Origin of the sequence: Chitinophaga sp. MM2321 (assembly GCF_964033635.1) — a bacterium.
In the GTDB taxonomy this organism is placed as follows: Bacteria; Bacteroidota; Bacteroidia; order Chitinophagales; family Chitinophagaceae; genus Chitinophaga.
The window spans coordinates 2312849-2338094 of the sequence record NZ_OZ035533.1 but is presented as its reverse complement, the minus strand read 5'-3'; the positions used below and the strand labels follow the sequence as shown (position 1 = coordinate 2338094).

Below are 25246 nucleotides of genomic sequence, written 5' to 3'. Positions count from 1 at the left end.
TAAACACTAAAACTGTTTTATCAGAATTTTAACAGCACAAGATGAGTCATCAGGATGCTGCGGCGCGGAAATAAGCAGCACTTGATGCCGCAAAGCCTGCTACCAGTGCCCCTACAACGGAACTTATCACGCCCATGAGCGGTGCATTCTTCACCTGCAGGAACATTTCACTCATCCGGTTTGCCAGGAGGTGATCGTTGCGGACATCCTGAAAGAATGCCAGCACCATCCACAGCACAAAGATGGACAGAAAAGCACTGATGAATGATTTTCCCGGAGACAAAGGAAACGCCAGGGTTACAATAAAAGCTACCAGCGTTACACTCCACCAGGGTAATACCAAACCAGCAATGTAGGCGAGCACCAGGATGATCAGAAAGTGTGCAAAGGATTTCATAATACCAATATAGGAAAGAAATACGAATTACGAAATTGTAGGCAGATTTATGTCGGCTGATTTTCGCGTAAACCTTCCTGCAACTCCGTAATCCCTGATTTTTTATTTACTCTTGTCCAGTGCCATTTCAATATCTTCCAGGATATCTTTGATATTTTCAAGACCTACTGAAATACGTATAAGCCCTGCCGTTATACCTACGTTTGCTTTTTCCTCATCGCTGAGTTTTGCGTGTGTAGTACTGGCGGGATGAGATGCAATGCTGCGGCTATCTCCCAGGTTGGCAGTCAGCGACAGCAACTTCAGGGCATTGAGGAAACCGGCGCCTCTTTCAAGCCCGCCTTTCAGTTCAAAACAAACGATGCCACCACCGCCGCTCATTTGTTTCCGGGCAATATCATATTGCGGATGACTGGGCAGGAAAGGATACTTCACGGAGTCAAGGTGTACATTGCCTTCGAGTGCTTTCGCCAGTTTGAACGCGCTTTCTGAATGCCGTTCCATGCGGATGAATAATGTTTCCAGGCTTTTACTCAGCACCCATGCATTGAAGGGTGACATGGCCGGTCCTGTACTTCTGCAGAAGGTATGGATCTCTTTGATCAGCTCTTTCTTACCCACTACAGCGCCGCCGAGTACACGTCCCTGCCCGTCGATCCACTTGGTGGCCGAATGGGTAACGATATGCGCACCTGCCGCGATGGGCCTTTGCAGTACCGGGGTAGCAAAGCAGTTATCTACATTGAGGATGATGTTATGTTTGTTGGCAATCTTTGCCAGGAGCTCAATATCGATGATCTCCAGGCCCGGATTAGAGGGTGTTTCCACGAAGATCATGCGGGTATTGGGCTGAATCATCGCCTCAACACCGGCCGGATCATTGATATCGAAATAGGATGATTCGATCCCCCACTTTGGTAAGAATTTGGTCACCACCGTATGGGTGGAACCGAAGATGGAACGGGCACTCAGCAAATGATCACCTGCTTTCAGCAGCGCCATAAAGCTGGCAAAGATAGCACTCATCCCGGAAGCGGTGGCGTAGCCCGCCTCCGCACCTTCCAGCACACACATTTTTTGTACAAACTCGTCTACATTGGGATTACTGAAACGGCTGTAGATATTGAAGTCCGTTTCATCGGCGAAAGTAGCACGCATTTCCTCCGCATTATCAAAACAGAAACTGGAAGTGAGGAACATCGGTGTTGAGTGTTCCATCTGGTCTGTTCTGGCGGTTTGAACCCTCACGGCATTAGTATCCGGTTGGTATTGATTTTCTTTGCTCATTGATATGGTAGTTTCAGCAGGTTAAGCGTTCAGTTTCACTTCCCAGGTCAGCTTTGTATTGGCCTGCCTCAGTGTCTCCGCCACTGAACAATATTTATTCATGGATAGTTCCACGGCGCGCGCCGCTTTATCAGCATCGATATTACCGGTGAGATGAAAAATGATGTGGGCTGTTTCCCAAAGGGAAGGCTCTTTACCTTTTTCCCGCTCCCCGTCTATCTCGATACGAAGGTCTTTTACGTCCTGGCGTTGTTTCTTCAGGATCATCAGTACATCAATGGCAGAACAGCCACCAAGGCCCATAATAACCATCTGCATAGGTCTTACCCCATTGTTTTTACCGCCATTTTCCACAGACGAATCCATCAGCACTTTATGACCGCCTTCATCTACCGCCTCCATATTAAATCCGTCGTCTACTCTTTGTAATGCTATTTTCATGATAAGTGAGTTTCTACAACAAAGATAAAATAAATCAATTACGAATGATGAATTGCAAATTGCACACTTGTAAAGCGCCACAGGCGAACATCTCCGGGCATTTATCTTCATAAATCCGCATTCGTTATTCGTAATTCGTAATTGTTAATGTAGATTTGCAAAAATTTTGTCTTATTGTCTGTAAGGATTTTTCACAGTAAAGCATCATTCCGGTTAGAGTCCGGCCAGGTATTACCAGAACTGCATATTGCGTATCATACATACGGCACCATGAAAGAAGATGGCAGCAATGTGGTATGGGTATGTCATGCATTGACGGCCAACAGCGACGTAGCTGACTGGTGGACGGGTCTTATTGGTACCGGACGGGTGATTGATCCTGCCACACATTTCATTGTTTGCGCCAACATTATTGGCTCCTGCTATGGCAGTTCAGGCCCGCATACCATGAACCCGGAAACAGGCGCCCCCTGGTTCCATTCTTTCCCCGCTATCACCATCCGGGATATAGTACAGGCGCACCAGTTATTACGCAAACATCTGGAGATCCCCCGTATCGGGTTGCTCATAGGCGGTTCTATGGGAGGCTATCAGGTACTGGAATGGGCGCTTACAGAACCGGCGCTGATCAACCGCCTGTTCCTGCTGTGTACCGGCGCTGCTGAAAGCGCATGGGGCATTGCCATCCATACCACCCAACGATTGGCCATAGAGGCAGACAGCACCTGGCAGGATGATACTCACAACGCCGGACATAAAGGACTGAAAGCCGCCCGGGCAATAGGCATGATCACCTACCGCAATTATAAAACTTTCGTGCGGACCCAATCTGATCCTGATAAAGAAAAAACAGACGATTTCCGCGCATCTTCCTATATCTGCTATCAGGGTGATAAACTGGTAAAACGATTCAATGCACAGTCCTACTGGTTACTGACCAAAGCCATGGATAGTCATAACATTGCCCGCGGACGGCATGAAGATATTACCACTTCCCTCTCACATATCAAACAACCCGTACTGCTCATTGGTATCACCAGCGATATCCTGTGCCCGCCGGAAGAGCAACAGTTAATGGCAGCACATCTTCCCAATGCCACCTATCACGAAATTGATTCCTCTTACGGACATGATGGCTTCCTGATAGAATTTGAAAAAATCGGGAAAATACTACAGGATTGGAAGGGGTAAAAACGCCCGTTACCTGCAATCTGTAATTTTCTTCATTTATTCTCAACATATTTTTTGTACGCTATTTTTCGTTATATTTAGTATAACCGAATCTAAATTTCTAAACATCCACTGCGTATGAAAAACATTCTATTCAAAGCGTGTTTGGGATACCTGTTGCTATTGTTTTCCCTTACCCCGGGGATTTCAGCACAAACACCATCCATCATTAATGGTACAGTAACCAATAACACTACAGGTAACGGCATGTCAGGGGTAACCGTCAGCATTAAAGGCGCCACTGCAGGCACTATTTCCGGCAATGGCGGCACATTCCAGCTGAGAACCACGCATGCGTTCCCGTTAACCCTCATTTTTTCCTACGTAGGTTTCAAGTCGGAAGAAAGGCTGGTGACCAGCGCCGACGAAAAAATCAGCATTCAACTCAGCTCCACTGAAATCCTGGGCCTGGAAGTAGTGGTAGCTGCCAGCCGTGTACAGGAAAGCATCCTGCAATCACCCGTATCTATTGAAAAGCTGGATGCCCGCGCACTCAGGGCATCCCCCGCTCCTTCTTTTTACGATGCACTCGCCAACCTGAAAGGCGTGGAAATGAGCACACAGAGTTTAACCTTTAAATCTGTAAATACACGCGGTTTCAACAGCAATGGTAATACCCGCGTACTGCAACTGAATGATGGGATGGACAACCAGGCGCCGGGCCTCAACTTTGCCGTAGGCAACATGGTGGGTATCCCCGAACTGGACCTCGACAACGTGGAACTGATACCCGGTGCAGCTTCTGCACTGTATGGCCCCAATGCCCTCAATGGTATTGTACTCATGACCAGCAAAAACCCTTTCGACTACCAGGGACTCAGTGCCCAGGTAAAAACAGGCATCCTCAATGATAATGGCCGTACCAACGCCACTACCGGCTTTTACGATGTTTCTGTACGTTATGCCCATGCCTTCAATAACAAATGGGCTTTTAAACTGAACATAGGCTATATCAAAGCGGACGACTGGCAGGCCTATGACAAGCGTGATCAGAGCCTCGCCAACGGGCACACTCTCCAGGATGGTACCCGCGCAAATAATGAAGGCTACAACGGCGTGAATGTGTACGGAGATGAGAACACAGTTAATATGTACAACAGCCTGGCAGCGCAACTCGCTAATCCCGCTTCGGGGCTTTCCCAACAACTGGCAGGCGTATCTGCCGCACTGGGAGGAACGGTAACCCCGCAACAAATCTTTGATGCCGCTATTCCCGGCGCTGGTGTCTCTAGTATTACCCGTACCGGTTATAATGAATCAGATGTGGTAGACTATAATACCAAAAACCTGAAACTCAATGGCGCGCTTCATTACAAAATAAAGGAAAACCTGGAAGCCCTGATCCAGGGAAGTTATGGCTCCGGCACCACTGTATATACCGGGGCTGACCGCTACTCGCTGAAAGATTTCAATATGGCGCAGTACAAAGTGGAATTAAAAGGGTCTGATTTTTATGTAAGGTTATATACCACCCAGGAAAGATCCGGCGACAGCTATGCCGGTGGTACCCTGGCTTCGGGTATCAACGAAGCATGGAAGCCCAGCACCCAGTGGTATCCTGAATATTTCGGCAAATACGCGGAACAGTCCATCGGAACTTTTGCTGCCGCATACGGTGCAGCCAAACAGGGAGGCGCCTCCGATGCAGCTGCACTGGCTGCTGCACAGGCAACGGTTAACGCAGGACGTAGCAATTTCAATGAAAGCGCCAGAACCACGGCAGATATGGGCCGCTTCCTGCCCGGCACGGCTGAATTTAACACCGCAGCAGATAAAATAAAGAATAAAGCTATTCCCGGGGACAACACCGGCGTAGGTGCAAAATTCACCGATAAAACAAATCTTTACCAGGCTGAATTCATGTATAATTTTCATAACCTCGTAAAGTTTGCCGAAATCCTGGTGGGCGGTAACTATCGCCGTTATGCCCTCAATTCTGAAAAGACATTATTTGCCGTGGATGATAACGGGAAAGAATTCCGGATCAATGAATATGGTGGGTATGTACAGGTCATGAAAAAACTGGCCGACGACCATCTCAAACTCACCGGGTCTGTACGATACGATAAGAACATGAACTTCAAAGGTCAGTTCAGTCCACGTTTATCTGCCGTATATACTTTCCTCGAAACACAGAACATCCGTGTATCCTATCAAACCGGGTTCCGTATTCCGCATAACCAGGATCAATATATAGACCTTGTTACGCCGCAGGCGCACCTTATCGGAGGGCTCCCCTTCCTGCGGGAGCGTTACGGGCTGGATAAAGGCCCCTTGTTCTCTTTGCAGTCTGTACAGGCCGGCGCTCCGGAACAATATACCTTCCGCGAATTTCTGCCGGAAAGAATACAGGCATACGAACTCGGCTACAAGGCACTCATCGCTAGAAAGTTGCTGATTGACGCGTACATCTACAAAAATGATTTTAAAAATATGAATGGTATTCAGATCCTGATCCAGCCTACTGCAGGTGGTACCAATAATGTATTTTCTGTTCCGGTAAGCGCCGAACAAACTGTTAAGTCGTGGGGATGGGCACTGGGATTAGATTACAGCCTGCCATTAAACTTTACTGCGGGCGGTAACGTTTCTTATAATGAGCTGAATAATCAAAAAGACCTGGGCAGTTTTCTGGCCATGTACAACACACCAAAAGTTCGTTATAGCCTGAACCTCGGTAACAGAAACGTCGCCAATTCCCTGATAGCTTTCAATTTCATCTGGAAATGGCAGGATGCTTTTGTATGGCAATCGTCTTTTGTAGGACCAAATGTGAATACAGCAGGGCTGAGTGAAATGCCTTCCTTTGGCACGCTCGACGCCATGGTGAGCAAGCTGTTTCCGAAAGCAAAAACCACGGTTAAGATTGGTGGGGTAAATATCCTGAACAAAAAATATATTCAGTCATGGGGTAACCCAACCATCGGATCACAGTGGTATGTTTCACTGGGATACAACCTCTGACCAGGATCTGACCAGGATTACCGGGATTATGAAGGATTGCAGGATTGAACGGGGAGATATAAGAGAAGATAAAGATTTTTTTCTGCTTAAACGATCAGTGGACTATATAAAATAGCGACGGGCCGGAATAAATCCGACCCGTCTTTCGTTGTAACCCTCATGGATGACTTCATGAAGTATCTTAAACTATCTTGTACTCACTGTAACGATTATACGTTGAAACGGAAGTGCATCACATCACCATCGGCCACTACGTATTCTTTTCCTTCGATACGCAGACGGCCATTATCGCGGCAGGCTGCTTCGGAACCGTACTTTACGTAATCTTCGTAGGCAATTACTTCTGCCTTAATAAATCCTTTCTCGAAATCGGTATGGATCACACTTGCTGCCTGTGGCGCTTTCCAGCCTTTGTGGATGGTCCAGGCACGTACTTCCTGCACACCGGCGGTGAAGTAAGTGATGAGTTCCAGCAGATCGTAGGCAGAGCGGATCAGGCGGTTTAGTCCGGGTTCTGTGAGGCCGTATTCACCAAGGAACAGTTCTTTGTCGGCCGCATCTTCCATTTCGGAGATCTGCGCTTCAATACTGTTGTTCATGACCACTACCTGTGCATTTTCTGCATTAACGGATTCCTGCAAGGCCTTTGAGTATTTATTGCCGGTATGAAGAGATGCTTCATCCACGTTAGCCACGTACAGTACGGGCTTTTCGGAGAGCAGGAACAGGTCGGCAATAGCTACGCGTTCTTCCTTGCTGAGTCCCAGCTCACGGACGTTGCGGCCTTTCTGCAGATGTTCCTGGCATCTTTTCAGTATTTCGAATTCAATTTTTGCTTTAGGATCGCCGCCGGTTTTAGCCATTTTCTCAGTGCGGGCAACTTTGCGCTCCACACTGTCCAGGTCCTTCAACTGTAATTCCGTGTCGATAATTTCCTTATCTGACACCGGGTTGATATCGCCTTCTTCGCGGAGGATGTTTTCATCTTCGAAGCAACGGATCACGTGTACGATCGCGTCTACCTCGCGGATGTTGGCCAGGAATTTATTCCCCAGGCCCTCTCCTTTGCTGGCGCCTTTTACCAGGCCGGCAATATCCACAAATTCGATGGTTGTGGGTACTACGCGTTCAGGCTTTACCAGCTCTTCCAGTTTGAACATACGGGCGTCTGGAACGTCCACCTGTCCTACGTTTGGTTCTATAGTACAAAAGCGGTAGTTGCTAGCCTGCGCCTTAGCACTGTTGCTCACCGCATTAAACAAAGTCGATTTCCCTACATTCGGCAATCCTACAATTCCAACTTGCAAAGCCATTTTTTAAAATTTGCGCAAAGATAGGTTTATTTTAGTTTATTTGTTGATTGAATAAACCAAGAATCTAATGGCATTAAACTATGTTTGGCTGGGCTTTTTCCTGATAGCGTTTGTGGTAGCAGTCTTTAAGTCGGTATTTTTACAGGATACGGCCATATTCGGTCAGATTATGAATGGTATGTTTACCAGTGCCAAAAGCGGTGCGGAGATCTCGCTGGGACTGATTGGCATCATGACGCTTTGGCTTGGGATTATGAAAGTAGGCGAAGTAGCGGGGATGATCAACCGTTTCTCCAGGCTGGTAAATCCATTCTTCTCCAAATTGTTTCCACAGGTGCCCAAAGGCCATCCTGCCATGGGTTCTATGATGATGAATTTTTCGGCTACTTTATTGGGACTGGATAATGCCGCCACTCCCATGGGGCTTAAAGCCATGAAGGAATTGCAGGAGCTCAATCCTGAACCGGAAGTGGCCAGCAATCCGCAGATCATGTTCCTGGTGCTGAATACCGCCGGGGTGGTCCTGATCCCCACTTCTGTGATAGCCCTGAGAATGGCTGCGGGCGCCGCCAATCCGGCGGATATCTTCATCCCTACCCTTATATCTACTTTTATTGCATTTATAATTGGCATGTTTACCGTGTCCATTTATCAGAAGATCAACCTGTTTAAACTACCTGTGCTGGTGTTTCTGGGTGGCTTTGCGGCGATTGTAACCGGACTTTATTTCTGGATGAGCCAAATGCCGGCAGAAAAGATCGGCCCCACTATGGCGAACGTTGGTGGCGCGATCATTTTTGCGATTGTCATCGTCTTCCTGGGGGCAGGAATGATTAAAAAGATAAATGTATATGATGCTTTTATTGAAGGCGCCAAAGAAGGGTTCCAGGTATCTGTGCGTATCATCCCATACCTTGTAGGCATCCTGGTGGCCATTGGTGTGTTCCGAACCACAGGTTGTATGGATTATATTATCAATGCCATTGCCGCGTTATTTTCCTGGATGGGACTGAATACAGATTTCGTACCGGCGTTACCGGTAGCCCTGATGAAACCTTTGAGTGGCGGCGGCGCGCGCGGGCTGATGATAGAAGTGATGACCCAGTATGGAGCAGACTCCTTCCAGGGCAAACTGGCCAGCGTTATCCAGGGCACTACAGAAACAACGTTCTATGTACTGGCGGTATACTTCGGTTCCGTAAACATCAAGCTGACGCGATATGCAGTAGCTGCGGGATTGATTGCCGATTTCTTTGGCCTGCTGTCAGCCATTCTGTTAGGATATCTCTTTTTCCATTAATATTCTTCAGACTGATCATCTTTAGTACAAGACAAACCTATGTTACAATCAAAAAAATTACATGAAGACTGGATTGCGGTGATCATCGCATTCCTTACCATTGGGCTGGTACTTGCCGGGTTAAAGCCGGCCCTGCCCAAATTCGGCTGGACAGATGCCGGCAGCTTATGGAGCCAGGTAACAGATACAACCAATCTCCTCCGCGTGGGAACCTTATTTTTATGGGTGCTCGGCAGCCTGCTGCTGGCGCGTTTCCTGGCGGGTGACTATAAACCGATGGCACTCTTCACCGGTCTGCTGACCATAGTGCTGATTTCTTTGATCGCGCAGATCATCACTACCAATAAAGGGATAAAAGACCTGGGTATCGAAGTGGTATTATTCAGCCTGATCCTGGGCTTGTTTATCAGTAACGTAATAGGGCTGCCGGAATGGATTAAACCGGCGTTGCAAACGGAGTTATACATAAAAATAGGGCTGGTATTACTTGGCACCAACATCATCTTTGGTGATATTATGGAAGCGGGTATGCTGGGTATTATCCAATCTGTAGTGGTGGTATTTACGGTATGGTATTTTTCCTTCTGGCTTTGTAAAATGCTGGGACTGGACGATGAGTTCCGGATGATGATTTCCAGTGCAGTATCCATCTGCGGAGTATCAGCGGCTATTGCCACTTCCGGCGCCATTGAGGGCGATAATAAAAAGCTGTCGCACGTTATTTCGCTGGTGATGATCGTAGCGATCCCCATGATGTTGTTCATGCCCTACATTGCCATATGGGCGGGCATGTCGCCGGCTGTAGCGGGCGCCTGGCTGGGCGGTACCATCGATACCTCCGGCGCAGTAGTAGCCGCTGGTACCCTGTTGGGCAAAGAAGCCCTGAAGTATGCCACTATCGTGAAGTTTTCGCAAAACGTGTTGCTGGGCCTGGCCGCATTCGCCATCTCCCTGTACTGGTCTTACAACAATAAGAAAGCAGGCTACGAAAAACCAACCCTCCGCACCATATGGGACCGCTTCCCTAAATTTGTATTGGGTTTCGTTGTTGCCTCTCTCCTGTTCTCTTTCGTACTACCATCTCCGTTAGTAGAAGCCTCCAAAGGATCATTAAAGGAACTGCAAACGTATTGGTTTGCACTCGCCTTCACCTGTATCGGGCTGGAAACGAAATTTACCGACATCTTTAAAGTAGAAAATGGTAAACCCGCACTGGCATTCATTATCGCGCAGCTGTTTAATATATTCTTTACACTGATAGTAGCATACCTGGTGTTCAGACCATGATTAAAAGATTATAGGGATTAGCAAGATGGGCGTTTTGTTGTTTAAAAACTAAAAACAACAAAACGCCCATCTTGCTAATCCCTATAATCTTTTAATCATGGTCCCACCATATATTGTCCGTCAGGGTTACACTCGGTACATTGCCGTTGTTGCGGCTTTTTTCTGTATCGGGAAAAGCAACTCTTCTGATAAAAGTAGTTAGCTGTGCATTTACCGGCAGGTGGAAATCCTTGTATTGGTAGTCATAGCGGCGTGCATCGTTCCAGGTATCAGGATGCAGGAATTGTGCAGCATACTTTTCTTTCAGGATCAGTGCCAGGGTAATATTTCCGGCTCCTACACCCACCACCGGGTTGTTGATGTAGGCATTTCGCAGCACAGTATCTACACCGATCTTGTCCATATTGGCGGAGATACCGCGGAGGTAAGCCTGGTAAGCAAGTGGTTTGTTACCATTGCGGAAAGCAGCTTCCGCCTCGATGAAGCGGCATTCGGCGTTAGTAGCCACCAACAAGGGGGCACCTCCCTTTGAGTAGAAGCCCACTTGCGAGAGATAGCATTCCTCCGCATCCGTACCTGATCCTATCCGGCCCGCGCCATTGAGGGTACCCCGATAATCTCCGAACCTGGTAGTATCTGTAATCATCGGCAAACGCGGATCAAATACGCCATACGTATTTCCATTCATAGCATCTACAAAATTGGTACTGAGCCAGCCGTCCAGGGAGTTATTGGCATTATTAACCGCAGCCTGGTTCCAGGGACTGAGCGACTGAAAACGTTGCAACTGCGCGTCATCACTATTGCTCGTATATGCGTTGGCGATAGCTGCCAGTACAGCCGTCGCATCGTAGGTCGTTTTTTTGGTAAGATGGTTTAATATCCGGGCTTTTACGGTATACCCTGTTTTTATCCAGGCACTTACCTTGCCGCCATGCAGCAGGTCTTTCACGGGGTCCAGTTCATATAAGGAACCCGCCTTTTCCAGTTGGGCAATCCCATCATCCAGCAGCGCCAGGCACTGAAGATAAACGCTGTCATCAGGTGTATAGCCAGGTTGCAGGATACTGATGTTGAATGCCTGGGTATAGGGCACCGTGCCCCACAGGTCGTTCAGCATTTCCAGGTTGATGGCCATCATCACTTCCGCGGCGCCTACATGTTGCGTAGCACCTGCTTCAGTGGCCTGTTCTATGAGGTCGTGGATATCGGTCATGTTGTCATAGAGCGACTGCCAGGTGGTGCTGTAGTCGGTAGCTTCATAAGTATCTGAAGCCCCGTTTGCGTTAGGGGAAGCCAGGTACTGCACAAAGTAGGAAGTGATATTACTCACCTTGTATACATTGTACGAGGTATTATAAGTAGCTGACGCCAGCAGACCATTGAGTGGTGGCACCTCTGCCTGATTGGGATTGTTATTGATGTCCAGTTCTTTTTTACAACCGGCGAAGCATAATGCCAGTATCAGCAGACAACATAATTTTAAATAACTGCTTTCCTGTTTTACTATATATAATATGGTGTGCGTACTTTTCATGATCAGCTGATTTAGAAGGTTACGTTAAGGGAAGCCAGGAAACTACGTGTAGCCGGATACGTGAATCCGGCGAAGGCGTCCACATTACTACCGGCATAATTAGAGCTGGACTCCGGATCAAAGCCGGTGTAATCAGTATGCAGCAGCAGATTATTACCGGTAAGTGTAATCGATGCAGCGGTAATCAGGTGCGTACGGGACAACAAATCCGGTGGCAACTGGTAGGAAAAGCTGACGTTGCGTAACCGGACCCAGGAAGCATTTTCAACAAAGTTTTCTGTCACGCCCCTGTACACATTACGGTAGTAGCCTGCGCCATAATTACGGCCATCAGGCCCCTCTGCCTGTTGCAGGTATACTTTCTGCGTATTGGGAGTGCCATCCGCATACACGCCGGGGAAGGTAACCTGATCAAAGCGGTTGGCAGTAAACGCGGATTCTCCGAAGGCCGCCATAAAGTTGGCCAGTTGATTATATTTCTTCACGCCCTGCCGGGTATCTATCAAAAAAGAAAAACTCAGGGGACCATAACTGAAGCTATTACTGATACTGCCCATCCATCTGGGCTGAGAATTGCCCAGATACTTCTGGGCAGAATTGATCATCGGAAAACCTGCCTGACTTCCGCTCTGCGCAATCTGAATGGGGCGGCTGTAATCTATATCTACGCCATTATCACTTTGTCCTGCGGGATAATAACGCAGGTAGCTGGTGCCGAAGATAGCCCCCACCGGATAACCTGGAAGATACTTCATGGTAGCGGTAGAACCGGCGTATCCAAACTGGTCGCCTACCACCACTTCCTGTAAACCTTTACCAATACTCAGCACTTCATTCTTGTTTGTCGAATAATTAATGCGCATATCCCATTGGAACTGTTTGCTTTTTATCAGCGTTCCATTCAACGATAACTCAATACCCCTGTTACGGATAGAACCGGCATTGGTATAATAATCTTCATAACCGGTGGCGCTGGAAAGTTTTACGGGTATCAGCAGGTCGGTACTTTTGGAAGTATACCAGGCAAAGTCAACGCCTATACGATTATTCCAGAAACGCAATTCCGTGCCCACTTCAAGCGTGTTGGTAAACTCCGGTTTCAGGGAGACATCCCCCAGCCGGTCGGCACGGGTCCAGCCTATCACCGTGTTATCTATGGGGCCATCAGCCAGCGGAATGTAGCCTGATCCAGTATTATAGGGCGTAGCATCTTTACCGACCCTTGCCCAGGAGGCTCTTAATTTGCCATATGATAAAATGTGTTCAGGAATTTTGAGATGTTCGGTAAATACATAGGCAAGACTGACAGAAGGATAAAAGAAAGCACGGTTGTTTTCCGGTAAAGTGGAACTGATATCTGTTCTGCCGGAAAGGGTGAGATACAACCAGCGATCCCATGACAGGGTCCAGTCGCCGAAAAGACCCACGAGGTAATAGTTTTCCAGGTACTGGCTGGCCACCACTTTCTTGGCATTCTGCATGATCAGCAGGTCGGGTACATCCAGTGTATCTCCTTCTGTTGAAACACGTTTTATTTTCTTGTCATACAGATCATGTCCCAGTTTGAGATCAGAAGTGAGCCTGGAGTTAATATTATTTTTGAAGTTGAGGATCAGGGTGGAGCTGAGCGACCGCTGATTGAGGGAATACTCATCTACAAAACCATATCCGTTGTCCGTACTCACCACTTCTCCGGCTATCCCTTTGAAACCCGGTGCAGCATGGGTGCGGGCATCCGTGTAGAAATCGGTACCGGCCCGGTAGAGTATATCCAGCCATTTAAAGGGGGAATAAGTGATGTTGACATTTCCTATGAGGCGGTTCACATTATCTTCAAAGCGGTTGCTGTACAAGGTGTACATGGGGTTATCGGTGGCGCCGTATGTTTGCTGGGTACCATCCGGTTTGATATAGTCACGCAGGTTCCAGCGGGGTGACCAGTAAATGATTTGTTCGCCGTAGCGGTCAAAATTGGCGTGGTTACCACCGGAGTTGATATAATTCAGGGAAACACCCATTCTGATTTTTTCGCTGAACCTGAGATCTCCGTTTACGCGGGCGGAATAGTTTTTATAGTTGCTGAAAGGAATGATCCCATTCTGATTGAATTGGGATAACGAGGCCGCATATACGGCTTTTTCTGTTCCACCGCTCATACTCAGTGAATTACGGAACTGGCTACCGGTGTTATAGGCTTGTTTGTAATTATCGTACAGTTCCGCCGGATGAGTGGGGTCCAGTTTGCGGGCATCTTCTACGGTGGGTCCCCATGAGGGCCAGAAGCTCTGGTTATCATATTCACCGTTGTTGCCCTGGCTGTATTTGTTTTGTACATCGGGTGTTTTGCCTACCCTGTCGAAGCCTGCGCTGGTGGTAAAGTTTACCCGCAGCCGGCCGGCTTTGCCTGATTTAGTGGTGATGATAACGGCGCCACTGGCAGCACGCAAGCCATACAGTGCGGTGGCCGCGCCGCCTTTCAGTACAGAAACGCTTTCGATATCATCGGGGTTAATATCGGCCGCACGGTTGCTCATACCCCTGGTTTCAGCGCCGCCGGTAGTATAGGAATCATTGTCGATGGTGATACCATCTACCACAAACAGGGGCTGGTTATTCCGGGTGGGGTCGAGTGAGTTGATGCCCCGGATGATGATACGGGAGCCCTGACCGGGAGCGCCGCCGGTGCTGGAAATTTGCACACCGGCTACTTTGCCCTGGAGAGCATTGACCACATTGGGTTGCCTGGACTCGGTAATATCCGCGCCGGAAACATCCTGCACGGCGTATCCCAGGGCGCGTTTTTCTTTTCGGATACCCATGGCCGTTACAACAACCTGATCAAGGTTACGGGAATCTGCCTGGAGCAGTACGTCGATAGCGGTACGGTTGTTTACCGGTACTTCCTGCGATAAATAGCCTACAAAGCTAAATACCAGGATGGTATTACCGGAGGGTACCTGTATCCGGTAGGCGCCGTCGGTGCCGGTAATGGTGCCTTGTGCGCCCCCCTTTATCTGCACGGTTACACCGGGCAGCATATCGTTATTGCCTGCAGCATTGACGCGGCCGGTGACGATGTGGGATTGTGCGGAAATCGTGTGGGAAAGAAACAGGAACAGACACACCAGGGTCATAATGAAAACAGACTTCATGGCAGCAGATTTTGGTTAGAAAAGATTCTGGTTAAAAATACTTCAATTCATCAAGGGTCCTTGTGTCCAAGCCTATTTACGAGCATATTCTGACATATAAACAACAAGGGATTGTATAATGTTGATTAAAAAATCTAACGCTACACAATCCCTTACTTAACTATTAAAAAATTCAGGCAACTACATTAATGATCCTGTTTACTGATTTTACAAAATCGTCTGCATCTGAGGGGCTGATCACCCACTTGCGGGACTGGGATTCAATCAGTACGAGGCTTTCCCGGTTTGTACACCAACGCTGGTATTTACCTATTTCGCCGGATCTGTAAGTGCCCAGGTAGCCAAATATTCCTCCCATCCACATCAGGCGGCTGCTGCTGCCCAGGTCTTCTTCGGTAATGCTCCGCAGCCTGACAACATCTGCCAGGGGAATCCGGAGAGACAGGAAAGGTCTTTTGATTATGACTGCATCGGCTGTTATGGTATAGTATCGTGGACTCAGCAACCAGGCTATGATAATAGCGGGAATCAGGATGAAGAGCAGGATACTTGTTGCGGTAGCATCATGGGTAACGTCTGTGATCTGTCTGCATAAAATAACCAATGTCAGAATAATGATCAGATTTGTGACAACTTTAGAGTTATCATCCAAAGTGGCGGCATATCGCATAAAACAGGGTCCTTTTATTCGTAAAGAAAGATAGTATAAAATCGTTATATGGCATCATACTTTCCGGTTTTTTCTTCGATGGTTACATCCTCGTCTTTTCTTATCTGCATTTTTATATACACCAATAACTGGGATGCACCTGCTTTAAAACATACTTCCTGTGTTTGCCGTACTACTTCCATCAGCTCTTCGTAGGTTCCTTCCATGACAGTTTCAAAAGGACAAACCCTGTATTTCACACCGGAAGCTTTGATAACGGCGATGGCTTCATCAACGACCGCATATACCTGCTCAGATGGCACTGAAGGGATGATTTGAAGGGCTAAATTGATCTTTTTGCTCATCTTTAATTCTTTAATTAATTTACTGATGATTAATCTATTATGATGATTAGCTTAATAAAACAGTTTAAGTAAAACGAGTCTTTCGTTTCGCTATAACCGGTTGACCGGGTTGTACCAGTGCTCTTTTGCTTAAAGCAAGCAGGTAAATGTCGGTCATATCTACCTGAAAACCAATAAAATAAAATACACTAACTATAAAGGCTATACGCTTTTCGGTACATCCTTTCTGATTACTTCGTACAGGTCATTTCGTATATCCTTCATCGTTTGTACACTGCCAAAAGCATGCAGTTCTTTCAGCAAAACAAGGTCCACATCTGCGATCACCACCATCTCCGTATTAGGAGTAGATTCTGCTTTTATACCCGTTACCGGGAAGGCAAAATCGGATGGTGTAAATACACAGGATTGTGCATACTGCAGATCCATATTATTTACCTTGGGGAGGTTGCCAACAGATCCGGCGATGGCTACATAACATTCATTTTCAACGGCACGCGCCTGCGCACAAAAACGTACCCTGTTGTAAGCATGTTGCGTATCTGTCATGAATGGTACAAACAGGATCTTCATCCCCTGCTGCGCCAAAAGGCGGGTAGGCTCCGGAAATTCCACATCATAACAGATCTGAATACCCACCTTACCACAGTCGGTATCAAATACCTGGATATCCGACCCACCTTTAATACCCCAGGCAGATACTTCCCCCGGCGTTGGATGAATTTTGATATACTGCTCGTAGGTACCATCCCGCCGGCACAGGTAGGATATATTATATAGCCCCTCATCGATGACAATGGGCATACTGCCGGAGATAATATTTACATTATAGGCTACCGCGTGTTCCTGGAATTTTTCCCGGATGCGTTCTGTATATTTTGCCACGCCCCGGATAGCACCTGCGGGATCAAGCTGGTTAAACTCCGCCATCAACGGTGCATTAAAGAGCTCCGGAAAGACCACAAAGTCTGACCCGTAATCGCTCACGGCATCGATGAAAAATTCTACCTGCTGCAGAAAAACATCCAGGGTACGGTAATCCCGCATCTGCCACTGCACCAATCCGATACGCACGGTTGACTTGTTGTAACGGATGGTATCACTATCTTTTTCATAATAGATATTGAACCACTGCAACAAGGTAGCAAAGCCCATAGAAGCGCCATCGTTTGGCAGATAATTTTTCAGGATCTTCTTGACGGTGAAGTCGTTGGAAAACTGGAAAGTCAACGTAGGATCATAGATTTCCTTGTCCTGCACCTTCTCGATATACTCCCTGGGAGTCATCTTGTCGGCAAATTTCTCATAGTTGGGAATCCGTCCTCCGGCCACAATGCCCTGAAGGTTGAGTTGCTCGCAGAGATTTTTGCGGGCATCATACAGGCGGCGGGCCAGTCGTTTGCCCCGGAAGTCGGGATGTACAAATACTTCTATCCCATATAAAATATCTCCTTTGGGATTATGCGTGTTAAAAGTATAATAACCGGTGATCTGTTCATAAGTATGACTATCTCCGAATTTTTCATAGTCCACTATAATAGCCAATGCACATCCTACCACTTTGTCATTAACGGTAACGGCTATCTGTCCTTCCGGAAATAATTTGATCAGCCGTTGGATAGTAGGCTCCCGCCAATAGCTTCCAGCCATATCTGCATAAGCAGATACCATTGATTCCTTGAGGTCAAAATAATCCTCTGCTGTGAGCATTCTGATTTCTACTGTTTCTGACATAAGAATCTGATTATTCAGCAATTAAGTTACCTTTTTTCAGCGGAAATAAAGTTTATTTGCTCTACCTAGCCTATTTTAGTTACTTTTACACCCGCAATTGAATTTTACTCATCCTTCCTCTGAACAACCGCCATTTTTCATTCAACTTTGTGATCATTATGCGCATTCATAACCGGGATATCGTAATCGTTGGTTTACAGCCATGGTATACTAAAATTGGGAGCAACTGCAAAAATATTGCCCAGGAGTTTGCCAAAAACAACCGTGTGCTGTATGTGAATGTTCCACTGGACCGGCGGACGGTCATGACGGAAAAGAACAATCCCGATGTGCAACACCATCAACAGGTGATGAATGGTAAAGAACCGGCACTTGTAAAGATCGCTGAAAATCTCTGGAATTTTTACCCATTAACGATAATGGAGTCTATCAACTGGCTCCCATCCACTTCCCTGTTTGCTGTTTTCAACAAGATTAATAATCGGCGCTTTGCCAAAAGTATCCAGGACGCTACCCGGGAGCTGGGGTTCAAAAACATTATTCTGTTTAACGACAATGACATTTTCCGGGGTTTTCATTTAAAAGAATTACTTCAGCCTTCGGTATATGTGTATTATAGCCGGGACTACCTACTGGCGGTGGATTACTGGAAAAAGCACGGAGAAAAGATTGAGCCACAACATATTGCCAAAGCAGATGTAGGTGTAGCTAACTCATTATACCTTACCGAACGCATGAAATCGTATAACCCTAACAGTTATTACGTGGGACAGGGATGTGATCTTAATCTTTTCAACCCGGATAAATTATACGAAAGACCTGCTGACATTAACAGCATCTCCGGCACTATTATAGGATATGTGGGGGCGCTCACCAGCTTAAGACTGGATATTTCCCTGCTGGTAAAAATGGCGGAAACAAAACCGGAATGGCAATTTGTACTGGTTGGTAATGAAGATGAGGATTTCCGGAGATCTCAGCTACATCATTTACCCAATGTACATTTTACAGGTGGTAAACCGATGAACATGCTACCGGCCTATGTCCATTATTTTGATATCTGCATGAACCCACAGTTGGTAAATGATCTTACAGTGGGCAACTATCCACTGAAAGTAGATGAATACCTGGCGATGGGCAAGCCAGTACTGGCCACACGTACACCAACTATGGAGCTTTTTCGTGATTATGTGTACCTGGCTGACAATGTTGCTTCCTATATATCGATGGCAGAGAAGGCCTTGGCGGAAAACAATACAGCACTCGCAGGATCACGCAGGGAATTTGCCCTATCACACACCTGGGAAAATTCGACCGCTGCTATCTATAAAGCTATCTCGGAGTATGAAGAAAAAACAAAGGGTGCGACGGAAACGTTGACACCCCATAACTCTTAATATTTCACCACTTTTCCTGCCCATTTATATCCATTATCACCTTTCACATTTATGATGTGAATACCAGTCTCTAAAGACCCCAGATCGAGGTTGGTAGAGAAGGTTCCGTTGAGTGGATAAGATGCTGTCATCTCCAGCATGCCTTTTATATTATAAATGCTGATCCATACTGTATTCACCGTTGGATTGCTGACAACAAGCTTTGCGGGCTGGCTACCAGTTACGCGGCTAGGATATAGCTCTACATGTATAACAGAATCCTGGGGGGGATGTACATCAGAATCATTTACGATAATAGAAGTATTGGTACTACTTGCAAGACCGTCATTATCCTTTACCAGTAATTTAAAAATATATACTCCTTTTTTCAACTCAGATACCTGCGCTATGGCATTATCGGCGCCGGTAATGAGGCTGTTTGACGGTCCGTTCACCTGGCTCCAGAAATAAGAGGCGATGGTACCATCGGGATCATAAGACGCTGTGCCGTCCAGCGTAACAAAACTGAAGGGTAAGGTAACGGTTCTAGTTGGTCCCGCCAATGCTACCGGGGGTTGCTTTGCTGGCGCATCGTTAACGGTGACAGTTGTACGTGCTGCGTTAGTAGCACCTTTATTATCTGTTACGGTAAGTTCAAATATATAGACACCTGTTACCAGTCCGGTGACAATAGTTGTGTTAGTAGCAGGACTGCTGATTGTACCAGCACCGGGGCCGCTTATTTTTTTCCATGCATAGGTGGCTATTGTTCCATCAGGATCGGAAGAACTGCTTCCATCCAGTGTTACAGAAGATATGGGTAAGGTGACCGTTTGATTTGTACCGGCATTCGCTACCGGTGGTTTATTCTGCGCCGGTGCATCGTTAACGGTGACGGTTGTACGTGCTGCGTTAGTAGCACCATTATTATCTGTTACGGTAAGTTCAAATATATAGACACCTGTTATCAGTCCGGTGACAATAGTTGTGTTAGTAGCAGAACTGTTGATTGTACCAGCACCGGGGCCACTTATTTTCCTCCATGCATAGGTGGCTATTGTTCCATCGGGATCGGAAGAACTGCTTCCATCCAGTGTTACAGAAGATATGGGTAAGGTGACCGTTTGATTTGTACCGGCATTCGCTACCGGTGGTTTATTCTGCACCGGTGCATCGTTAACGATGACAGTTGTACGTGCTGCGTTAGTAGCACCATTATTATCTGTTACGGTAAGTTCAAATATATAGACACCTGTTACCAGTCCGGTGGCAATAGTTGTGTTAGTAGCAGGACTGCTGATGGTACCAGCACCTGGGCCACTTATTTTTTTCCACGCATAGGTAGCTATTGTTCCATCAGGATCGGAAGAAGTGCTTCCATCCAGTGTTACAGAAGATATGGGCAAGGTGACCGTTTGATTTGCACCGGCATTTGCTACCGGTGGTTTATTCTGCGCCGGTGCGTCGTTAACGGTGACGGTTACACGCGCTGAAGCGGTAGCACCGTCATTATCTGTTACCGTGAGCTGGAATACGTAGATGCCTGCTGCCAGGCCCGTTACTTCTGTTTTGCTTGCAGCAGGGCTGCTGATTGTACCGGCACCCGGGCCGCTGATCTTTTGCCATAACCACGTGGAGATTGTGCCATCGGAATCCTTGGAGGTACTGCCATCCAATGTTACTTTACTCGCAGGTAGTGTAATAATGATATTACTACCCGCATTGGCAACAGGTACTATATTGTTATCACCTACTCCTTTTACGGTAACCGTCATATTGGCTGTAGCTGTAGTACCTGCGTTATTTGTAATAGTAAGTTGAAAAACATAAGTACCTGCCTGCATACCAGTAGCATCTGTGTTACTCAGGGTATTATCCGTGATGGTACCACCGGCAGGACCGCTTATTTTACTCCAATTGTATTTAACAATCATGCCATCAGGGTCGTAGGAGCTGCTTCCATCCAGCTGTATGGAGCTGGTGGGTAACTGAATGGTAACATCCTGACCGACACTGATTACAGGAGGTCTGGCAGGTGAAGAAAGCACTGTAACCGTTACCAGATCAGTGGCACTAACACCCTTATCATCAGCAACGTTCAATTCAAAAACATAAGTACCAGCAATTAAGCCGGTTATTTCGGTAGTCACAGCACCGGGGCTGCTGATATTTCCGGCAGCGGGGCCGCTTATTTTCTTCCAGGCATAGGTAATTATATTTCCATCTGCATCAGTGGAAGCTGAGGCATCAAGTTTGACAGTAGTAACCGGCAAAGAAATAACGAGGTCCTTTCCGGCATTCGCAGTGGGTGTAATATTGTTTTGTCCATCTTTTGATTCAAAAGCCCCCACGTCATACTTGCCTCCTTGTGGCCGGGGTGTATTCTCCCAGTCATTCATCAGACCCAGGTCCTGCATATCCCTACCTGTATTAATTGCTTTGGAGCTGCTCGTCAACCGGAAATTACCATTTGCTGCATCTGCGATACCTGCCTCGGCTGCTGTTTTAAAACTCAAATTATTATCTAATGCAAAGTCAACTTTAATTGGATTGGACCCCTTAATATAATAACCCATTTTAGGGGTATCCCATTGGGTACCGGTGACAATCACCAGGTTATTGTATAGTTTATGTCCTACTGTTGTCAGGTCTGCAAATATCTTAATCCCATCTACACCGGTATTATAAATCGTGTTATTATATATGTAGGCTGTTGCGGGGTCAAATACCAGCTTATCAGTTACATTAATCCCTTCATAGGTAATATTGGAAATTACATTGTTGTATACGTAGTTGATACCTGTACCAAAAATCTCAATCCCGGGATTATATCCTTTATCAACCCTATTATTATAGATTTTCAGTTTACTACCACCGCCACTCATAATTCCATAACCGTGCGCACTATTTTTCGCAATGGCGTAGTTAACCACACGGTTGTTATATACTTTATTATCTCCCAGGTCTGTCATGGCGATCTGAATACCATCGCTCCCCATGTTCTCCAGGTCATTATTATACACCTCAAGATTTTCGATATGATGGGATTTTAAATCTACACAGCTACCATTATTAAAAAGGTAATGGGTATTACCTATATAGAAGCCCTCCCAGGTAGAGTTCCGGCAGAGGAGATCATGTATCTTAACATTGCGCATAACGAAAGACCCTTCCAGCCATTCCGGATGGGCGCATGTTTGCAGTGTTTTAGCCTGTACAAACATACTGGCATCATGAACAAAAATGTGGTGCGCATCAAAATCGGTGGTACCATCACCAAAAAACAGTCCGAACATTTTCTCCCCTTGTTTATTGGTACCGTTTACATCAAAACCGTATTTGGTACCAGCATCACCTGTGCCTTCCAGTTTAAAATAACTACAGGTAGAAAAAACAAAGGCCGCAGCAGTAGCAGAGCTATTTACTCCTACCCTTACCTGGCCTCCACAGTTGGTGATTACAATCGGTTTCTCAGCGGTGCCCGCTAATTTGCCAAACTGAATAAACTCATAATCTCCTGCCGGAATACAAAGGGTATCACCTGGGCTGATATTGAGGTTTTTCATGGCATCATTGTAATAAATCTGCCTTCCGCTGGAGGGCTGTACTACGATGCGCTTTCCTGTGCCGGTGGCTGGTGGCGGAGGCGTTACGGGAGGAGGTACAGTGGCGCCTTTTGAGTATTGCAGCATCCATTCGTACACGTTCATTCCATAATCCTTTTTCATTTTAACAGGGTCGTAAGCCATAGACCAGGCATCATGGCCACTTACCGGAAATATCGTCAGTTTTGCCAACGGGTTGGGTGCAGGAACAGTTGAATTTATTCTACTCACCCAGCTTTTGGAAAATTGTGAACTTACTGTGGGATCGCTCTCATTATGTAATGCCCATACGGGTGTATTATTTTTCGCAACAACACCTGGTAGATCCGGCGTATCATCTGAATTCCAGTTACCACATACAATTAGCGCCGCAGCAAATTGTTTGGCTTTTTCTGCATCTTTCGAAATTGCTCCCCATACAGCACCACCGCCCATACTTAAGCCGGTCAAATAAATACGTGATTCATCGATCCGGTATTGTGTCTTGAGATAGTTTAAAAACTGGTAAATATTATTAGGTTCTGGTGCATTGATAAACTGTGGCGTGATAACTATAAATGAAAACTGTTGATTATTGGAAGTAAATGAAGCAGGAAAGGTGCCATTTTGTATCAGATTGGGAATACCATTTTTCAAAACAGCCGATAACGGTACTGTTGGTCCCGCCAATTCACCACTGCCATGCAAGAAGATGATAATAGGATATTTTGCAGTAGGATTATTTGTATATGCAGCAGGAAGATATTCATAAAAGCCTGTAATGTTGTTATTATCAATAGTTCCTATGGGGATACTCCTGGCAACCTGCTGTGCGGCAACAGGGAAATATAGAAAAAAAACAAATAGGGGTATAAAGTAGCTTGCTAACTTTATAGAGTAAAATTGTTTCACAATAACTTAGGCTTTTCGTAAAAGAAATGAGATATCGTTGCTGCTTAATATCGGAACCAGTTTCTTTTGCCCGTCTGTTTATCCTGTAAGCAATACTTTGCAAATAAAAGGTTTTTTTAACTACAAATAGTGAAAAATATTTATATGTATTATTTTTTATAATAAATTATATTTAAAACAAATTTGTAAACACCCTTCTACTAGCTAACTGTAGAATAAATTTTACTATTAATTTAGCATTAAAAACGTATATTGCACCCAAATATATTAAATACCATCTTATAGTATATAATATTATTTTACCCTTTATACACCTGCTTTTATCTATATCCTGTCAAGAACCAGTAATTTATTTAATTATTTAATTAATTATAATTCATGGCTTCTGGTCTACTGGCAACCATTCGTAACAGGCATTTTCATTCATTATTAGGTAACCTGGTAACTGCTTTTTTTAACGTACTTTCCTTTGCATTACTGGTAAGAACTTTATCGCTCCCTGATTTTGGGGAATGGGTATTATTTATCGCTTCCTATGGTATCATGGATCAGATACGTACAGGACTCTTGCAATCCGGTATCATAAAGTTTTATGCTGGCGTGGAAGAAGAAACTGGTCGTAAAGTAACAGGTGCCGCCTGGTATATTTCCCTCACAGTTACATTAGGGTACCTTCTTTTGTCATTCATCGTGTTTTTTGCCGCCTACCCCTTCCTCAATGATGCCTGGCATCTTTTTATCGGCTGGATAGGCATATTGGCAGTTTTATCGCTCCCGTGGAACTTTGCCTCCTGGATATTACAGGCACAGCACAGGTTTGATAAAATTGTACAGATCAGGCTGGTGCAAAATGGTTCCTTTCTCTTGCTGCTCGGCGCATTATACCTACTGCACCGAATCTCACTACCCTACGCATTATACGCATATTGCATTTCTATGGCGCTGACAAGTATTTATTGTCTTTTCTATAAATGGACAAAAATACATTCCCTCTATTTCCGTACACGTGAACATGCAGTAGAACTTTACCGCTATGGTAGGTTAATTGTAGGGAGTATGGTATCATCTTCCCTCATCAGTTATTCGGATAACCTGGTGATCAGGACCATGATGAACCCTGCAGCAGTAGCCATCTACAGTATTCCACAAAAGTTCATGGAGGTGATAGAAATTATCCTGCGCAGTTTTGTGGCAACAGCGCAGCCTACCATATCTGCCGCGGCCAATAAAAATGACTTCAAAGCTGTGGCCAGTGCTTTTTGTAGATACACGGGTACAGTCAGCATCCTTATTATTCCTTTTATTGCAGGACTCTTGCTCCTGACACAACCTTTGATCCTTATACTTGCCGACAAAGCTTATCTCGGTGCTACAGATGTAGTCCGGATATTTTTATTCTCTGCTATTTTATTTCCATTAGACAGGTTTATTGGCGTCACCCTGGATATGATTAACCTTCCCGGTATCAATTTTTATAAAAATTTTCTGAAACTATTATTAAATATCGTATGCGACGTGCTGTTTGTTTATTTCTTTGCAGACATAAGATCGGTGGCACTATCTTCCTTCGTGAACATTATTTTTGCAGTAGCTTTCGGATATTACTATTTGAAAAAACACCTGGATGTGCGTATTAAGGATATCTGGATATATGGCTGGCAGGAGTGCATAATTCTGCTGAACAAAGTAATAAACAGACGACCTATCGTTAAATAACA

Annotated in this window: 16 protein-coding genes; 6 read left to right on the top strand and 10 right to left on the bottom strand. The window is 45.9% G+C overall.

Going from position 1 to position 25246, the window contains the following annotated elements; genetic code table 11:
* Nucleotides 1-49 precede the first annotated feature (49 nt).
* From ABQ275_RS09025 to ABQ275_RS09015, 3 genes are all read right to left on the bottom strand, one after another.
* Nucleotides 50-397 carry a hypothetical protein gene (locus ABQ275_RS09025; protein ID WP_349317961.1) on the bottom strand — a complete coding sequence of 116 codons (348 nt, stop codon included), beginning with the start codon at nucleotides 395-397 and terminating at the stop codon, nucleotides 50-52.
* A 102-nt stretch (nucleotides 398-499) separates the two neighbouring features.
* The gene (locus ABQ275_RS09020) at nucleotides 500-1684 is read right to left on the bottom strand and encodes an O-succinylhomoserine sulfhydrylase (protein WP_349317960.1); all 1185 of its coding nucleotides are present in this window, start codon (nucleotides 1682-1684) and stop codon (nucleotides 500-502) included.
* 21 nt (nucleotides 1685-1705) lie between these two features.
* On the bottom strand, nucleotides 1706-2125 hold the full coding sequence (locus ABQ275_RS09015; RefSeq protein WP_349317959.1) for an OsmC family protein: 420 nt from the start codon (nucleotides 2123-2125) through the stop codon (nucleotides 1706-1708).
* 174 nt (nucleotides 2126-2299) lie between these two features.
* Between ABQ275_RS09015 and metX the strand changes: the two genes are divergently transcribed.
* Nucleotides 2300-3316 carry a homoserine O-acetyltransferase gene (metX, locus tag ABQ275_RS09010; RefSeq protein WP_349317958.1) on the top strand — a complete coding sequence of 339 codons (1017 nt, stop codon included), beginning with the start codon at nucleotides 2300-2302 and terminating at the stop codon, nucleotides 3314-3316.
* A gap of 117 nt (nucleotides 3317-3433) precedes the next feature.
* A complete protein-coding gene (locus ABQ275_RS09005) occupies nucleotides 3434-6319 on the top strand; it encodes a TonB-dependent receptor (RefSeq protein WP_349317957.1) in 2886 nt (961 codons plus the stop codon).
* Nucleotides 6320-6528: 209 nt separating this feature from the next.
* On the opposite strand, the gene ychF is transcribed toward ABQ275_RS09005, so the two are convergent.
* Nucleotides 6529-7632 (bottom strand): redox-regulated ATPase YchF, encoded by a 1104-nt coding sequence (ychF, locus tag ABQ275_RS09000; RefSeq protein WP_349317956.1) that lies wholly within the window; start codon nucleotides 7630-7632, stop codon nucleotides 6529-6531.
* A 67-nt stretch (nucleotides 7633-7699) separates the two neighbouring features.
* On the opposite strand from ychF, the gene ABQ275_RS08995 reads away from it, so the two are divergent.
* Both ABQ275_RS08995 and ABQ275_RS08990 read left to right on the top strand, forming a co-directional pair.
* Nucleotides 7700-8932 carry a nucleoside recognition domain-containing protein gene (locus ABQ275_RS08995; RefSeq protein ID WP_349317955.1) on the top strand — a complete coding sequence of 411 codons (1233 nt, stop codon included), beginning with the start codon at nucleotides 7700-7702 and terminating at the stop codon, nucleotides 8930-8932.
* Between the two features lie 39 nt (nucleotides 8933-8971).
* On the top strand, nucleotides 8972-10219 hold the full coding sequence (locus tag ABQ275_RS08990; protein WP_349317954.1) for a putative sulfate exporter family transporter: 1248 nt from the start codon (nucleotides 8972-8974) through the stop codon (nucleotides 10217-10219).
* A 91-nt stretch (nucleotides 10220-10310) separates the two neighbouring features.
* On the opposite strand, the gene ABQ275_RS08985 is transcribed toward ABQ275_RS08990, so the two are convergent.
* The 5 genes from ABQ275_RS08985 to ABQ275_RS08965 all read right to left on the bottom strand — a co-directional run bounded on the left by ABQ275_RS08985 (nucleotide 10311) and on the right by ABQ275_RS08965 (nucleotide 17656).
* Entirely contained in the window at nucleotides 10311-11756 is a 1446-nt protein-coding gene (locus tag ABQ275_RS08985) for a SusD/RagB family nutrient-binding outer membrane lipoprotein (protein ID WP_349317953.1), read from the bottom strand.
* Between the two features lie 11 nt (nucleotides 11757-11767).
* The gene (locus tag ABQ275_RS08980) at nucleotides 11768-14908 is read right to left on the bottom strand and encodes a SusC/RagA family TonB-linked outer membrane protein (RefSeq protein WP_349317952.1); all 3141 of its coding nucleotides are present in this window, start codon (nucleotides 14906-14908) and stop codon (nucleotides 11768-11770) included.
* 172 nt (nucleotides 14909-15080) lie between these two features.
* On the bottom strand, nucleotides 15081-15578 hold the full coding sequence (locus ABQ275_RS08975) for a PH domain-containing protein (protein ID WP_349317951.1): 498 nt from the start codon (nucleotides 15576-15578) through the stop codon (nucleotides 15081-15083).
* Between the two features lie 44 nt (nucleotides 15579-15622).
* Nucleotides 15623-15922, bottom strand: a complete 300-nt coding sequence (locus tag ABQ275_RS08970; protein WP_349317950.1) for a thiamine-binding protein — start codon at nucleotides 15920-15922, stop codon at nucleotides 15623-15625.
* A 201-nt stretch (nucleotides 15923-16123) separates the two neighbouring features.
* Nucleotides 16124-17656, bottom strand: coding sequence for a bifunctional GNAT family N-acetyltransferase/carbon-nitrogen hydrolase family protein (locus ABQ275_RS08965; RefSeq protein ID WP_349317949.1), 1533 nt, complete (start codon nucleotides 17654-17656; stop codon nucleotides 16124-16126).
* A gap of 158 nt (nucleotides 17657-17814) precedes the next feature.
* On the opposite strand from ABQ275_RS08965, the gene ABQ275_RS08960 reads away from it, so the two are divergent.
* Nucleotides 17815-19053 (top strand): glycosyltransferase, encoded by a 1239-nt coding sequence (locus ABQ275_RS08960; RefSeq protein ID WP_349317948.1) that lies wholly within the window; start codon nucleotides 17815-17817, stop codon nucleotides 19051-19053.
* Here the strand turns inward: ABQ275_RS08960 and ABQ275_RS08955 are convergent.
* Nucleotides 19050-23528: a PKD domain-containing protein gene (locus tag ABQ275_RS08955; RefSeq protein ID WP_349317947.1), complete on the bottom strand. Its 4479-nt coding sequence runs from the start codon at nucleotides 23526-23528 to the stop codon at nucleotides 19050-19052. The two genes, ABQ275_RS08960 and ABQ275_RS08955, sit on opposite strands and share 4 nt — an antisense overlap.
* Nucleotides 23529-23906: 378 nt before the next feature.
* Here ABQ275_RS08955 and ABQ275_RS08950 point away from each other — a divergent pair, with 378 nt between their 5' ends.
* Nucleotides 23907-25244, top strand: coding sequence for an oligosaccharide flippase family protein (locus ABQ275_RS08950; protein ID WP_349317946.1), 1338 nt, complete (start codon nucleotides 23907-23909; stop codon nucleotides 25242-25244).
* Nucleotides 25245-25246: the final 2 nt, after the last annotated feature.

Coding starts and splice junctions, on each gene's coding strand:
- ABQ275_RS09005 (WP_349317957.1), top strand. CDS start 3,434: ATGAAAAACATTCTATTCAAAGCGTGTTTGGGATACCTGTTGCTATTG.
- ABQ275_RS08990 (WP_349317954.1), top strand. CDS start 8,972: ATGTTACAATCAAAAAAATTACATGAAGACTGGATTGCGGTGATCATC.
- ABQ275_RS08975 (WP_349317951.1), bottom strand. CDS start 15,578: ATGCGATATGCCGCCACTTTGGATGATAACTCTAAAGTTGTCACAAAT.
- ABQ275_RS08950 (WP_349317946.1), top strand. CDS start 23,907: ATGGCTTCTGGTCTACTGGCAACCATTCGTAACAGGCATTTTCATTCA.
- ABQ275_RS08970 (WP_349317950.1), bottom strand. CDS start 15,922: ATGAGCAAAAAGATCAATTTAGCCCTTCAAATCATCCCTTCAGTGCCA.
- ABQ275_RS09015 (WP_349317959.1), bottom strand. CDS start 2,125: ATGAAAATAGCATTACAAAGAGTAGACGACGGATTTAATATGGAGGCG.
- ABQ275_RS08980 (WP_349317952.1), bottom strand. CDS start 14,908: ATGAAGTCTGTTTTCATTATGACCCTGGTGTGTCTGTTCCTGTTTCTT.
- ABQ275_RS09020 (WP_349317960.1), bottom strand. CDS start 1,684: ATGAGCAAAGAAAATCAATACCAACCGGATACTAATGCCGTGAGGGTT.
- ychF (WP_349317956.1), bottom strand. CDS start 7,632: ATGGCTTTGCAAGTTGGAATTGTAGGATTGCCGAATGTAGGGAAATCG.
- ABQ275_RS08995 (WP_349317955.1), top strand. CDS start 7,700: ATGGCATTAAACTATGTTTGGCTGGGCTTTTTCCTGATAGCGTTTGTG.
- ABQ275_RS08965 (WP_349317949.1), bottom strand. CDS start 17,656: ATGTCAGAAACAGTAGAAATCAGAATGCTCACAGCAGAGGATTATTTT.
- ABQ275_RS08985 (WP_349317953.1), bottom strand. CDS start 11,756: ATGAAAAGTACGCACACCATATTATATATAGTAAAACAGGAAAGCAGT.
- ABQ275_RS09025 (WP_349317961.1), bottom strand. CDS start 397: ATGAAATCCTTTGCACACTTTCTGATCATCCTGGTGCTCGCCTACATT.
- ABQ275_RS08960 (WP_349317948.1), top strand. CDS start 17,815: ATGCGCATTCATAACCGGGATATCGTAATCGTTGGTTTACAGCCATGG.